Origin of the sequence: Caballeronia udeis (genome assembly GCF_001544555.2) — a bacterium.
GTDB classification, from domain to species: domain Bacteria; phylum Pseudomonadota; class Gammaproteobacteria; order Burkholderiales; family Burkholderiaceae; genus Caballeronia; species Caballeronia udeis.
This window is the reverse complement of the sequence record NZ_FCOK02000006.1, coordinates 160,111-174,441: the sequence shown is the minus strand read 5'-3', so window position 1 is coordinate 174,441 and position 14,331 is coordinate 160,111. Positions and strand designations below refer to the sequence as shown.

Sequence of the window (14,331 nt, the reverse complement as noted above, 5' to 3'; positions counted from 1 at the left end):
TTCCGGGTATTGGAAAAGCGCCGTGTTATAAAACGGGCTCGTCTTGGAGGTGGGTCGCGACGAGGGCGACATGCGAATGAGCTTTCTGAAACGAGGCCAGCTTTACGTTCATTACATGACACTCCGTACAGCCCCAAACGCCCCGACCGCGCCGATGCTGCTGCAAGCCAGGGCTAATGCTTTACCGCGCCTGTGGCCTTCAGTCAGACCGTCTGCGACATACCTCCTCTTTCTCCTGCGTTGGTTGCGCTACCTGTTGCCTGCATGCTGTGGGCTCCCGCTTGCTGCCCTTCCCGCTCCGGCCCAGGCACATCCGCATGTCTGGATCAATTATTCGATGGTCGCCCAAACCCAGGGCACGCTGCTGGTTGCCATGCAGCAGACGTGGATCTTTTCAAAAGGCTTTCCGTTTTCGCTGGTCGGGGACTTTTCCAACATGCCCAAGTCGGGGCCGCTCAACGCCGACTACACGGCGACGTTCAAAGCCCAGGCGTTCTCATTGCTCAAGAGCTCGGATTATTTCAATCACGTCTTTGTCGATGGCAAGGCAGTCGCGGTCGCCGAGGCGCGTAACTTCAGTGTCAGCATCGAGCAAGGCCATGTCGTTTACCGGTTCCTTTTGCCGCTCGTAAAACCAGTGGACTTCAAGCGTGAACGAGTCACGCTTGGCGTCTGGGACGATACTTTTTTTGTCGACTTTGAAAGTGCGGCGCAGCCCGCGTTGACGCTCGGTGCGGGCTCTCCGCGTAACTGCAAGGCGACGGCGTTCGAGGATCACGATCACCCTATTTTTGGTGGCACCATCCTTCCTCAAGCGAGCAGACTATCGTGCTGACCTTTATCGGTAACCGGCGCGGTGATGGACATCTCAGGATGATTGGCCTGTGCTTCGCCGCTGCGCTGACGCTCGCGTCGCATGGCGTTTCAGCTCAAGTTCCTGCTCAAGTTCCTGCTCAAGTTCCGGCTCAAACCACGGACGTCTTCGGTCGTACGTCGACCGGTGCACCGAGCGCGGCGAACATTGCCGATACGCCCCGGTCCACGCAGGCTGCCATGCCCTCGATCGTTCGCGATGCCGTCACGACGAGCATCCATTTGCAAAGCCGGTTGAACGAAAAGTTGCAGGACGCAATCGCGAACGAGCGTAATGGATCCGGCCTGTTCGGCACCTGGATCATCGTGCTGTGTGCGTTCGCGTATGGCGTGCTGCATGCGCTTGGGCCCGGGCACGGCAAGGTTGTGGTCAGTGCGTATCTGGCGTCGCGCCGGACACGTTTCATTGATGCCGCGCTGCTGAGCGGATGGAGCGCGCTGGTCCAGTCCTTGTCCGCGATCGTTCTTGTCGGCGGCGCGGCATGGCTTTCCCGCGAGGGACTTCCCGGCATATTGACGCGGGCGTCGAGTCTTGAACTGGCGAGTTACGTTGCGTTGCTCTGCGTCGGCGCATGGTCGTTATGGGCCATTGCGACGCGGCGCGATTGTTGCGACACGGATCGCGTGGCGCTCATTCCGAAGAAACGCGTGAGCCTGGCGCAAGATGCAAACGCTTCGGACGACCTGGACGAAACCGCGTATCTCGGCACGACTCTCGCTCAACGACGTTCTGGTGTGCGCTGGGCCAGGACTGACGGCGAGCGCGGAACGTCGGTGGCTCGCAGCAGGATATTCCTGACGGGTGTAGCGGTCGGTGTACGTCCCTGCGCGGGCGCGATCTTCGTGTTGATTGCGGCGCTCGCCAACCACCTGTTTATCGTCGGAGTACTCGCATCGCTGGCGATGGGCGCAGGGGTCGCTTGCACCGTGCTCGCGATCGGCATGACGAGTTCATCCCTGAACCGGATCATGTCGAACACAGCTGTCTTCAGGCGGCAGAAAGTCGAGCGGGTTCGGTTCGGTCTGGCGCTTGCCGGCGCCATTTTCATTACGGCGTTCGCGGCATGGCAAGTCTTTGCGCTAGTGTCCGGGTCGCAGGCTGCATCGCTCGCGTGAACGCTGATCAGGTGGCGACGTCACGCGGGCCAGGAAAATTTTCATACGGGGTTGTCATGCGAACATGCCGTCGCATACGGGCATCGGCTGCTGCGCTGCTGCTGTTATTCATCGGGATGGGCGCGTTGCTTGCGCCGGTCAGCGCACGCGCAGCCGATTGCCATGCCGGCACGCTCGTCACGGTCGTTGCTCACCTTGACGACGACCTGCTCTTCGTCAATCCGGGCATCAGCGACAAGCTTGAGGCGGGCTGGTGCGTCACCACCGTGCACCTGATCGGCGGTGCCAATGGCGCGAATTTCGACTACGTGAAGCTGCGCGAGCAAGGCACCCGCCTCGCTTACGCACGCATGGCAGGCGTAGCGGATGACTGGATCGAATCGACCGTCATGTTCGCCGGCAAACCCGTGCACCAGATGGTGCTGAAACAGCAGCCGAAGGTGACCTTGCTGGAACTGCGGATGCCGGGTGGCGCGGTGCGCGGCGGCAAGGTGCCGCTGGGCCTGATGTGGGACCAGGGCGAGACCATCAACACCTATCCCATCAACAACGACGGTTCCAATGCCACGCACTATGACCGCGCCGAGACAGTCGCCACGCTCAAGCAGATCCTCGCCCCGGCGACCTTGATCTACACATTGAACCCGGACACGGTGCCGTTCATCGAACATCCGGACCATATCTATTCCGCGCGCATCACGCGCGTGGTTGCCCAGAGCCTGAACCGGAACATCCCGGTTGGTTATCACGTCACGTATCCCACCGGCGGCATGCCGAAGAACCTGAGCGCCGGCGATACCCAGATGAAGCGCGATGACGTGGCGTCCTACTTCGCTATTGATGGTGACGACAATGGCGAGCACGTCTTCGGCGAGTATCAATGGGACGGCAACTGGGTCGCGCGCCGTTACTGGACCGAGTCGAGCTCGAGCGCAGCCGGGCTGGAGTTCCGGCCACGCTCGAGCAACCTCGTCAACGAGTACTCGAGCCAGTGCCTGACCTCGGCGGGCGCGAACGGCAAGCCGACACTCTCCGGTTGCTCGGGCGCGAAGACACAGGACTGGCACTGGCAACCGGTGCCGGCCATGCCGGGAACCAAGAACAACTCGCAGCTCGTCGATGAATCCACGCAGCAGTGCGTTGCCGAACGCGGCGGCGAACTGATTGAGGAAGCCTGCAATAAGGAAGAGGCCGCTCAGAAATGGACGCCGTGGGACTTCGGCCTTGTGTACACCCCGCTCGGCCACTGCCTCGCCGCGCATAACGGTGTGTTGTCGGCCGGGCGTTGCTCGTCGCTGACCGCGGAGTCGAGATGGGCCCCCACACCGCATTCGCAATGGACCGACCTGCGCCAGGAAGCGGCAATGTACGGCAACGTTCGGGGGACCGTGGATGGTGAGAAGCCGATCAGTACGGTTTATGTCCAGCGTCGCCGGGACGGACCGGGCTTCAATGTATGGGTGGCCGGCATGTCGCGGTTGCCGACTGCTGCGCCGTGGTATCTGAACGCGGTGCCGTTCAACGCGCATGCAGGCACCCCCACGTGCGCCGGTGACACGCTCTGCTTCGACAGCGTGCGTTTCCTGCTTGGCGACTTCGAAGGCACGGGGCGCGACGACCTGATGGTGATTGCGCCGAGGAACGCAGGCACGGCCTTCTGGCTGCTGCGCAGCACCGGCACGCGCTTCGAGGCGCCGCGTCTTTGGTACCAGACCTCCTCCGCGCTGACGCCCGCCAGCGCACAGCAATACGTGGCGGGAGACTTCGACGGCAGCGGTCGCGCCGGCGTGATGATCGCGCAAAAACGCGGCGACGCCACGCTTGACCTTTGGGTTATCGCCGGCAAGGGTTTGACTGGGGACACACCGGCACTCTGGATGAAAGCGAGCGGACTGAGCGCGAATGCGCGCTTCCTGCCCGCTCACGTGGCCGGGTCACGGCACACGGGGTTGATTGCAATAGAAACCGTGAATTCAGCAATGGCCGTGACGCAACTCGCGAGTTCGGGCAGCGCGTTTTCCGGGCGCTTGCGGGGCAATACCTACGCGGAGTTCGCGCCGGCGTTCGCCAAGGTGGTCGCGGGCGATGTGGATGGTGATGGCATCGACGACCTGGTTGTGCTCCAGCCTCGCGGCGATGGGCCCGATATCAATGTATGGCGGATGAAGGGTGGTCCGCTATTTGGTGACCCGGTCAAGGTCGGCACGATTCATGAATCGTCTTATGCCGACGCTGTTCCCGCGCTTGTGCGGCGCAGTCGTGGTGAAACGCTCATGCTGTTCAAGCGTGCGAATGCGAAGCTCGGCGGTTTCTATTTCACGGGGGGTGCGCCAAGTCTTATTGGCTATGGCCTGGATACTTCATTCAAGATAGGGCCGGCGCATATATGGGGCGACCTGCCCGGGCTGTTTTCGGAAGCGCTGTGGATCAATACCTTAGCCCAGTAGTTTGGGTGCTCGCGCCGGTGAACTGACCTCGCAAAGTTGGACATCGATCCAACCTTTGGGGTGCAGTTCAAGGCGCGGGCCATTGTCTACGACTGACTAATCGCCAAAAGGCGATTTCTTCCCGCCGTCCGTTAGGTCCATTACCTTGTGCCCGTGCCGGTCCGTCACCAATGCAAGCGGACGCAACTCAGGAAATTGCGAAACAAGTGACATCAAGATTGTTCCGCCGATTCGCCGCGCGGCTTCGTCATCTAGCGGGTTTTGATTGTTCACGGGAATCTCTAAAAAAGCCCGCTTTTGCGCATTGTGTATGCCATCAAGCTCATTCTCTGATACCCAAAACTGACGCAGCGTCTTTGTAAGCGGGTCACAGTTTGTAAGCAGATATTATTGAGATGGACGCGCGGAAAAGTGCGTTAGGGTTTCGCGTTTGCCGTTAAAGAATCAGGAGACAAACGGGATGTGCGTGGAACTTTTCAACTACGGACGTTACCGATACATGCTGTGTGGTCCGAGTGATTTGTCGCCCCGTGAGCGCTACGAAACCGAGCTTGATGCACTCGCCGCAGGGGCGAAACTGTTTGCGGATCGGAACGAGAGACATTGGGCGTCTCAACCTGAAGTCGTGGCCCGGATTCGAACATTCATCAAAGAATCGATTCCGTGGCATCTATCGGGAATGTGGGAAGATAATCCGCGTGAAGTCGTGACGTGCTTATGCCGCTGCGTGCTCGACGGGTCGGTCATGATTCTTCGAGCCGAACCCGCCTGCATCGCGCACAGTGGCTTCGTTCCGATGCGCCAATACGATGACGCGGCGTATGAAAAGGACATTGCCGAGCGCGCCAGCAGCTACGCGGCCCGGTCGAAAGCGCACCGGGACGATTTCAAAGCGTATAACCAGGCGATTGATGAGCGCGCCGCGCGAGCAGCGAGCGCGCTAAAACCGTTCCGACACATCGAAACAATGGCCGAAGCGGGCGCGCGAAACCGTGCCGCTCGGGCAACAAGTGGCGGGTTGGCGGTGTTTGCATCGTCTGTCGGAGCGGTCGTTTCCGCTGTTGCGTCGTCGCTTCCATCGTTCAATGACGGGGCAGAGGACGAAGGCGTTCCAAACCTTGGCGACGTGACCGAGCTTCGCGCGGGGAGCACGCCGTTAGGCGATGCCGCGCCATTTGAGTACGGGAAGCGCGCGTCCGGCGATGATGTATTGTCTATAGCGGCGCGCGGCGTCAGCGAGGCGCAAGAAGCGGGTTGTTTCGCTGAGTACGAAAGGACGATTGATTTCTGTAACGCATTGGGACCGGCAATAGGCGGCGCACGCGGTACAGCACTATGCAAGCAAAACGCCTTTGATCGATACCAACAATGTAGGGGTTGTTAATGAATGCGGCTGATCTATCACGTTGTGTAATTGTTGATTTTTCGCCTGACGATGAATCAATCCCTGTGTATCAAGTGACTAGAGCGGAGGTTGAAAAGATCGTTGCGCATGCACCGAAGTTTCCGGTTTTTTTTGATGAGACCGCTGCGAGAGGAGAACATGGATATTTGCTAGACGATGAATTTGCGCGGCGAATCGGCGTCGGCATTCTTAACGCACTGGCGTTATCCTATCCAGAACTGAAGACGATGATAACCGCGACGAACGCTCCCATTGCTCGCGTGTCAGCAGCTGGCAAGTTGCCTGATTAGGTCAACGATTCGCAAAGAGTCCGGCCAAGCGATTGAAGCACCGGCCCGCACAGTTGCGGGCCTTCTTCGCCAGTAGCGGTGTGGCGGATCTATGCGGCTTCGCTGGCGTTATCGTCGTTCGCGGCACTAACCCCGACCGCTAACCCCAAAACCCGTCCACCGGCGCGAGCAAAAAAACCAGCCAAAGTCCTAAGCCAGTTTTATAGCGATAACACCCAGCAGGATAATCGCCGCAGCCGCCGGCCGCCCCCATCCAAACCGCTCCTTGAGCACGACCACCGACAAGCCTGTCGCAAAGACGATAGCAGTCTCGCGCAGCGCCGCGACCATGGCGATCGGCGCTTGCGTCATGGCCCAGAGCACCAGGATATAAGCGCCTAAGGTGAAGGCTCCGCCGATCAGGGCCAGATGCCAACGCGCGCGAACATGGGTGCCGACCCCGGCTCGCCGCCGCAACAACGCCCAAGCAAGAATGGGCGGCGCGGTCAGCAGAAAAATCCACATGGTGTAGGCAACAGGTTGCGCAGATAACCGGACGCCAGTCCCATCCACCAGGGTATAACCCGCTATTGCGACCGCATTGACCAGCGCAAACCCGGTAGATGCCCGGCTCATGCCACCACTGCGCCCGCCTGCCAGCAGCAGGCCAAGAATGCCTCCGCAGATAAGCAGGATGCCGCCCCATTCGCCCGCGGAAAGTTGTTCCCCGATCAGCGGGCGGCTCAGGAGTGCGACGAGCAAGGGCGGCACGCCGCGCATCAGCGGATAGGCATGGCTCATGTCACCACTGCGATAGGCGGCTCCGATCAACGCAAAATAAACGATGTGAATCACCACTGAAGCGGCCACATACGGCCAGCTTGCCGGCATGGGCAACGCAAGGAACGGAAGCGCCGCCACACAAAACACGGCAGACCCGCTAGTCACCAGGACGATATCCAGGAACTTGTCCGGGCTCGACTTCACGAGCGCATTCCAGCTGGCATGCAGCAACGCTGCGAAGAGGACAAGTAACACCATGCCGATAGACAAAGCGATTGCTCCAGAAAGCTTTTCCGGCGACTATATCTCTCGTGACAAGGGGCGACAAACCATTAAATCTCCAACTTCGCGCTAGTAAAATTGACCTGAATGCCGCATCCCTTACCTCCTCTCAATGCGCTGCGTGCCTTCGAAGCCGCTGCCCGCTTAGGCAGCTTCAAGGCAGCGGCGATCGAATTACATGTGACGCACGGCGCTGTCAGCCAGCATGTCCGTCTGCTGGAAGAGTGGCTGGGCGCCCCCTTGTTTGAGCGGCACAACCGGCGTGTTGTCCTGACGCCGGCAGCCCGCGCGTATCTCGCTGAAATCGGGCCTGCGTTCGAACAGGTCGCTTCCGCAACCGCGAGATATGGGTATGTTGGCGGCGTATCGCCGCGCGTGCTGCGAGTGAACGGGCCCGCCACGTTTGCCCTGCGCTGGCTCGTTCCAAGGCTCGCGGGTTTTCAGAAGCGGCACCCCGGCGTCGAGGTGAGACTGGACACGTCGAATGAGCCGGTAGAAGCGCTGCAAGACACCTACGACATTATTATTCGCGGCGGTCCCGATACGTTCTACGGCTATTCAATGCGCCCTTTCCTGTTAGAGGAACGTCTGCCGGTCTGCAGTCCCGCGTTGCTCGATCAACTGCCGCTTGGAACACCGCGTGACCTGATCCATCACACGCTCCTGCATACATCCAGTCTCCCGAGGTTATGGAGCGACTGGCTCGCCAAAGCGGGAGTTGCCGATCTCAAACCGGCCACGACGCTGACGCTCGATCATTTTTATCTCACGCTGCAGGCCGCTCTAGACGGCGTAGGCGTAGCAATGGGACCTACCGCGCTGATAGCGGATGACCTGGCATGCGGCCGCCTTGTCGCCCCATTCGCGGGTCCCCTTCTTCCTGCGCGCAGTTACTGCACCTATGTGCCTGAGGCCAAGGAAACGGACGCGCTTGTGGTTGCCTTCTGCTCGTGGCTGGAGCGAGAGACAGGTTCATAGGCGGCATTACACTATAAGTATTCCTATCCATATGGAATCCATCCGTCCCGCGATCCATGTCCTGCTCCACCCTTCGCCGTGAAAATAAAGCTTAGTCCTGCGCGTGCTCAGCAGCCTGTTCAATCAAGGCCGCTACTTCCTTGGGGTGCGACTCATACACGGAATGACTTGCACCGGCAATCTCGACGGTATGGCTGTGGGCACGGGCTGCGTACATCCGTTCCAGGTCGGGATTGATCATCTTGTCCGATTTCGCAACCATGTACCAGCTAGGTTTCACCTTCCATGCGGGGTCGGTCATGGCGGTTGAGAAAACCGTGGCCGATGTCGGCATCTGTGCACGCGCTTCAAACTCGGCTTGCTTCAGCGGCAGGTCCGCGGCGAAGTCACCAGGGTAGTTGGCCGGATCAAGGAACAAGAAACCGTCCGGAGTCTTCACGAGCGGATGTGCAGAATTCGGAAACTTCTTGCCGTTGCCGACCTCGGTCTCGCCGGTGTCCAGCGCATGAGCCGCGATGTAGACCAGACCGGCGACATGGGGATCGTTCCCGGCCGACGTGATGATCGCGCCGCCGTAGCTATGGCCGACCAGAATGGCCGGGCCATCCTGACGGTCGAGAATACGTTTCGTGGCGGTCACGTCTTCCGCAAACGACGTCAGCGGTTCCTGGACCAGCGTCACGTTATAGCCGTCCTTGGTCAGGATATTGTAGACAGGTCTCCAGCCTGAACCGCCAACAAACGCGCCGTGGACCAGCACGATGTTCTTGACGGGACCTTTGGCAGGTTGAGTCTGTTGAGCCATGGCGCCAACTGAAATGAAGGCGCTGGCAATGAGCGACAAAAGTAATGTAGCGCGACGGAGTTTCATTTGTAATTCCTGGGAAGTTTGCGGTTTGCAATGGGACGAACACAGCTACCCACTCCTCTATTCCCGTCGCGATGAAAAATTTTTCGATTCCTCCTTCGCATGCGACATGCGCTACCTTTTATCCAACGTCCGCAAGCGGCCGTTTTGGTACCGCAAGATCATATAATCGATGGGTAATGTCAGCGAAAGCCGACCTTCAAACTCAATACGCTCGCCAGCGTCTGGTGCGAACAAGGCAGCCACATGAACCGGAAAACCCTCTCCGACCGTGGATATACGGACCGTCAGCTTGCCGAGTCAGCATGGCAGGCCTCGCAACGGGGCGACCTTGCGGAGGCAGAACACGCGTACCGTACGCTGCTTGAAAGGGATGATCGCAATGGACTGGCTCACAATAACCTGGCGAATCTATTGCGGCAGGACGGGCGGTTCAGCGAAGCCGATGCGCACTATTGCCGCGCGCTCGAACGCATGCCGGATTCTGCGGAAATCAGGAATAACCGCGCGGGCACGCTTGAAAGACTTCATCGGTATGAGCAGGCGGAGATCGACTATCGCCGTGCGCTCGAACTGAAACCGGATTTTGCCGAAGCCCGTTTCAACCTGGGGATGCTCCTTCTGTCCGACGGGCGTTATTCGGAAGGCTGGGGCTACTACGAAGCGCGATCGGAAGTATTTGGGGAACACGGGCAGTTGCCCTTCCCTCAATGGAACGGTCAGGACCTGAGCGGTAAAACCCTGTTGCTCCTGCCGGAGCAAGGATACGGCGACACCATTCAGTTCATCCGTTACGTGCCTCTGCTTAAGGCACGAGGTGCGGCAAAGATATCGGTGATCTGCAAGCCAGTACTGGCGCCTCTTCTGCGCACGGTAGAGGGTATAGACGCGCTGGTAACGGACCCTCAGGCACTTCATGCCCACGATTACTGGGCTTCGCTGATGAGCCTGCCCTTGCGCCTGCGTACAACGGTCGAATCGATCCCGGCCAGGATTCCGTATGTGGGCGTATTCACCAACCGCATGGAGATGTGGCAAGCGCGCTTACCCCGCGACGGTCTGCGCGTAGGGCTCGTTTGGAAGGGAAACCCCGATCATGACAATGACGCCCAACGTTCGTTGAACCACTTTTCCGAGCTGGCGCCACTGTGGTCCATCAATGGGATCCGCTTCATCAGCTTGCAAACGGGCGACGCCGACGCGCAGGCCAACGAATGCCAAGCGCTGCAACCCGCTCTTTGCCTGGGACGGGAGATTCGCGATTTCGGCGATACCGCGGCCATCGTCGCGCAACTCAATCTCGTCATCTGCGTCGATACAGCGGTCGCCCATGTTGCCGGGGCATTGGGCGTGGCGTGCTGGCTGATGTTGCCGCAAACAGGAACCGACTGGCGCTGGCATCGAACGGGAACCGGGTCACCCTGGTACCCCAACAACATGTACTTATTTCGCCCGCGCCAGATGGGGTGGCCGGCCTTGATCGGCGATGTGAGAGAGGCTTTGGCGGACATCATGCGGGGCGTCCGGTAGACGGACACTGACCACTTTCTATTCATGGGAAGCTTTGCCGACTTCCTTCGCCGCCCGGGCAGCAAGATGTTTTCCTTCCCAGCTTGACGCATCGATTGTCAACGCCTGGGCCGCATTGTCGGCAACGCACTGCCAGTCTCCGATTGCACGGCAATGCCACGCGTGGTGCAGCAATGCGTCGCGTGTGTGTTCGCGGTCGACGAGTTCAGTGCGCATCTGCTCTAGCTGGCCGCTCTCTAGGTCGCTTGCTGATATCCCGGCGAGAAACCGGCGGGCCGCCGCCAGGTTCCCGCCTTGCAGCGCGTCATCAAACGCGCTGACATCGGACCGCTGCGTTCGCCCGTTCTTATCGTTGGTTATCTGGCGCCCGTTCGAAAGCGATGACTGCGCCTGAGAGACGCTGTCGCCGGATGCGGACACCACCGGTCCGCTCTGGACCGTCGGCCCTGCTGGTGGCCCTGCTGTCGACCCTTTTGTCGGCACGGGTGTCTCATCAGCTCGCGGGTGAAAACTCATGCCCGCAAGATAGGGTTGCGCAAGCGCATAAGTCAGCAGCACGCCAGCACCCACCGCGCACGCAAGCGCAATTCGTGTCGCGCGCCGCTTGCTAGCCCGATCGGAAAGAAGTGCGGCTTCCGCCAGTCCCGGATACGCGCCTCGCGATCGCGTACGACGCAACACGCCGCGCGCGCCCCCTCTTTTGCCGCTCGGGAGATAAGAAAAATTTGCCAGCCGCTGCATGATGGTCGGCGTATTTCCGCAGCGGCTGCATTGCTGGTCGCCAGCCGAATAGGTATTCCCGCATCGCTCGCAGGTGGTCCATGCGGTACGCTCGATCGACTCAAGCAAAGCCATAGAATTCTCCATCACTTGGATTCAGGGTTCGTTCGCCGCATCGGAAAGCTTCACGCTTCACTCGGCGTTGCCGGGATCGGTCGAATCGTGCTCTTCATCAACGGCTGCACGCGTGGGTATGCCCAACTCCTGCATCAGCCGATGCAGATGCACGCGCGAGATGCCAAGGCTGCGGGCGGCGTCGACAACCCGGCCTTTATGCACGAATAGCGCAACCTCTATCGCCCTTCTGTCCGCCGCCGTCCGTGCTTCCCGAAGCGAGTCCGGCGGCAGCGCCATATAGTCCGCCAGTTCAAGGTCATGAGCGGTGATGAGCTTGCCTTCGGACAAGACTATTGCGCGGCGTACACGATTGATCAGCTCCCTGACGTTCCCGGGCCAGCCGTAGTTATGCAACGCGGCAATGGCATCCGGAGCGAAGCCATGAATCCTGCGTGCACGCTCGTCTTTAAATCGCTCAAGTGTGTGCATTGCAAGCTCGGTGATGTCCTTTCCTCTAACGCGCAGAGGCGGCTCCCTGACCTCAAGCACGCAAAGCCGAAAGAAAAGGTCGGCTCTGAACCTGCCCTCCTCCACGGCAGCCGGCATGTCCTGATGCGTTGCCGTGATCACCCGCACGTCCACGTCGATAGACTCAAGTCCACCCAGGCGTTCGATCTTGCGTTCCTGGATAAAGCGCAGCAACGCGGCCTGACTCTCGTGCGGAAGGTCGCCGATTTCGTCCAGGAACAGCGTTCCGCCATGCGCCTGCTCGACCCGGCCAATCTTGCGCTGCGTGGCGCCGGTGAACGCGCCACGTTCATAGCCGAACAGTTCCGAATGCAGGAGATCATGCGGAACGGCGCCGCAGTTGACTGCCACGAAGGGCATGTCGCGGCGCTCCGAACGCGCGTGGATCATCTGCGCGGTCAACTCCTTGCCGGTTCCTGACTCGCCTGAAATGAAAACCGTTGCATCGGTCGCGGCGACCTTTCGAATCGCCCGATGAAGTTCCAGCATGGCTTCGGATGAACCTATCATGCCGCTGCTTAACGCTTCCTTAAGATCCGGCGGTTCCGCGTGGGAACGGAGAACCTCCATACCAATGGCTTGCCCAACCACATTCACGATCCGCTCGTGCGATGTCGGCAGCGTTACAAAGTCGAAGCAGTGTGTGGCTATAACGTCTCGAACGGCCGTCCACTTTCGCGTTTCTTGCGATACGAGCGCCACCCACGACACCAGCACGGAACGCGAAAGTTGTTCGACCCTTGCAATCCGGCCTTCGTGGATACCGTCAGTCAAATCAAGCAGCCCGGCCATGGGCGCGCGCGCAAGCTTCGCCACCGTGTTAGCGCTCATGGCAGGCACGACAAGCCATGCGCGGTCACCGAGGCGCCTTAGAAGTGACTCGTTGGGCTTACCTCCAAGGTATAGAAGCGTGCGATGAGCGCTGTCCATGGTTGCAAGCAATTCTCTGGTGGATTCTTCTTCACATCTTTAGTTTCGGCAGCTTTCTGCGCGAACCTTTGCCTGGCGACTATTCATGGTTCCAATCGGCTCGCGACGCGCAGGCGAGACGGAATGGGTGGACGCATGAAGAGCCGATATAGCCCAAGGAAAACGCGCGGCAAGCAGGCAACGAGCGGATTTCTAGTGTTATCGCAATCCTAGCGGCGCGAATTTATGACAGGTGAAACCAAAAGTTAAGTTGCGTTTCCATCGATGAGAAAAGGTCGCCATGTGTAACTGGAATGAGTAAGTGTTGCTGACGCATTAAACGGGCCTTAGATGAGCCTTAGTTGAACCTTAGGTTCGCCTTACGGTTAAGCCACAGGAGTCACGAGAAGCGGAAATAGCAAGTGGGTGCGAGTGGTTGCGTATCACGCGGGTCACTGGGGATCTCACCCGATCGAATGCCGGCGCTCACCTGTCGCACATCTCGCCCGCTGCTACTGCGTGTACTACTGCGCGCGGAACGTATTCACTAGCATGTCAACAAACGCCTTGACACGCGCGGTCATCTGCAGGTGCTGGGGATATACCGCGTAGATATCGGCACCGGGCGTTCGATGCTCCGGCAACACCTGGATCAAGCGCCCGTCGGCAAGATAATCGGCCACATCCCATTCCGCCCGCATCAGGATTCCGTGGCCATCGAGTGCCCATTTCACGGCAATTTCACCGTCATTCGTGGTCAGGTTGCCGCGCACGCGCACCGTCTCTGTTTTCTCCGTTGCTCCACGTCCGCTTATCAGACGCCACACGCCATAGCCGTCATCGCCTTGACGAATACCGATGCAATTGTGCTGGGACAATTCGGCCGGGTTTCTGGGTACTCGCCGTTTCACAAAGTAGGAAGGTGCTGCACACAGCAACCGCCTGTTAGGTGCAATCCGCCGTGCGATGACCCGTGCGTCCGGTGGTTCACCAAAGCGCACGCAGACGTCGAAGGTGTCGTCGCTCAAGGGAGGAGGGTCAACTGAAAGTTGGAGCTGTACATCCACTTCCGGGAACTGGCGAACGAACTTCGAGATGAGCGGTGCAACGTGACCTCGCCCAAAACCAAGTGTGGCATTGACTCTTAGCAAACCCTTGGGAACCGCTTGCGACCCGCCAAGCAATTGCGAAAGATCGTCCATCTCGCCAAGGATGCGCCGCGCACGGCTCAGGTAAAGCTCGCCCTCAGGCGTAAGACTCATTCGACGCGTGGTCCGGATGACAAGCGGCACGCCCGCGCGAGACTCCATCTGCGACAAATGCTTGCTGACCGCCGCCGTACTGAGGCCCAGTTCTCGCGCAGCAGCAGTCAGGCTGCCGCTAGCCGCTAAAACCGAGAAAAACTGCAAGTCTTCCGGCTGTATTAACGAACGCATCACATCACCCGATTGTTAACTTCAGGTTAAGAGCGGTTTGAGTTTAGCAGCATTTATGCGGTCGCCTAAG

The 14,331-nt window shown here is 59.4% G+C and carries 12 protein-coding genes; 7 read left to right on the top strand and 5 right to left on the bottom strand.

Annotation, left to right across the window (positions count from 1 at the left end; all coding sequences use genetic code 11):
- Window positions 1–154 precede the first annotated feature (154 nt).
- The 5 genes from AWB69_RS07115 (at window position 155) to AWB69_RS07095 (ending at window position 6,131) form a co-directional block, all read left to right on the top strand.
- On the top strand, window positions 155–835 hold the full coding sequence (locus AWB69_RS07115; protein WP_197500190.1) for a DUF1007 family protein: 681 nt from the start codon (window positions 155–157) through the stop codon (window positions 833–835).
- Window positions 829–1,989: a nickel/cobalt transporter gene (locus AWB69_RS07110; protein ID WP_156528764.1), complete on the top strand. Its 1,161-nt coding sequence runs from the start codon at window positions 829–831 to the stop codon at window positions 1,987–1,989. The genes AWB69_RS07115 and AWB69_RS07110 overlap by 7 nt, the downstream gene beginning before the upstream one ends.
- Before the next feature lie 56 nt (window positions 1,990–2,045).
- Window positions 2,046–4,436 (top strand): PIG-L family deacetylase, encoded by a 2,391-nt coding sequence (locus tag AWB69_RS07105; protein ID WP_062083667.1) that lies wholly within the window; start codon window positions 2,046–2,048, stop codon window positions 4,434–4,436.
- 460 nt (window positions 4,437–4,896) lie between these two features.
- A complete protein-coding gene (locus tag AWB69_RS07100) occupies window positions 4,897–5,820 on the top strand; it encodes a hypothetical protein (RefSeq protein WP_062083665.1) in 924 nt (307 codons plus the stop codon).
- Window positions 5,820–6,131, top strand: coding sequence for a hypothetical protein (locus AWB69_RS07095; protein WP_062083662.1), 312 nt, complete (start codon window positions 5,820–5,822; stop codon window positions 6,129–6,131). The genes AWB69_RS07100 and AWB69_RS07095 overlap by 1 nt, the downstream gene beginning before the upstream one ends.
- Window positions 6,132–6,320: 189 nt before the next feature.
- On the opposite strand, the gene AWB69_RS07090 is transcribed toward AWB69_RS07095, so the two are convergent.
- On the bottom strand, window positions 6,321–7,163 hold the full coding sequence (locus AWB69_RS07090) for a DMT family transporter (RefSeq protein ID WP_062083660.1): 843 nt from the start codon (window positions 7,161–7,163) through the stop codon (window positions 6,321–6,323).
- 99 nt (window positions 7,164–7,262) lie between these two features.
- On the opposite strand from AWB69_RS07090, the gene gcvA reads away from it, so the two are divergent.
- On the top strand, window positions 7,263–8,153 hold the full coding sequence (gcvA, locus tag AWB69_RS07085; RefSeq protein WP_062083658.1) for a transcriptional regulator GcvA: 891 nt from the start codon (window positions 7,263–7,265) through the stop codon (window positions 8,151–8,153).
- Window positions 8,154–8,244: 91 nt separating this feature from the next.
- Here gcvA and AWB69_RS07080 read toward each other — a convergent pair whose 3' ends face one another.
- Window positions 8,245–9,024, bottom strand: a complete 780-nt coding sequence (locus AWB69_RS07080) for an alpha/beta hydrolase (protein ID WP_062083656.1) — start codon at window positions 9,022–9,024, stop codon at window positions 8,245–8,247.
- 243 nt (window positions 9,025–9,267) lie between these two features.
- Here AWB69_RS07080 and AWB69_RS07075 point away from each other — a divergent pair, with 243 nt between their 5' ends.
- Window positions 9,268–10,551: a tetratricopeptide repeat protein gene (locus AWB69_RS07075; RefSeq protein WP_062083653.1), complete on the top strand. Its 1,284-nt coding sequence runs from the start codon at window positions 9,268–9,270 to the stop codon at window positions 10,549–10,551.
- Between the two features lie 18 nt (window positions 10,552–10,569).
- Here AWB69_RS07075 and AWB69_RS07070 read toward each other — a convergent pair whose 3' ends face one another.
- The 3 genes from AWB69_RS07070 to AWB69_RS07060 all read right to left on the bottom strand — a co-directional run bounded on the left by AWB69_RS07070 (window position 10,570) and on the right by AWB69_RS07060 (window position 14,261).
- A complete protein-coding gene (locus AWB69_RS07070; RefSeq protein ID WP_062083651.1) occupies window positions 10,570–11,406 on the bottom strand; it encodes a hypothetical protein in 837 nt (278 codons plus the stop codon).
- A 57-nt stretch (window positions 11,407–11,463) separates the two neighbouring features.
- Window positions 11,464–12,846 carry a sigma-54 dependent transcriptional regulator gene (locus AWB69_RS07065; RefSeq protein ID WP_062083649.1) on the bottom strand — a complete coding sequence of 461 codons (1,383 nt, stop codon included), beginning with the start codon at window positions 12,844–12,846 and terminating at the stop codon, window positions 11,464–11,466.
- A 503-nt stretch (window positions 12,847–13,349) separates the two neighbouring features.
- A complete protein-coding gene (locus AWB69_RS07060; protein WP_062083647.1) occupies window positions 13,350–14,261 on the bottom strand; it encodes a LysR family transcriptional regulator in 912 nt (303 codons plus the stop codon).
- Window positions 14,262–14,331 lie beyond the last annotated feature (70 nt).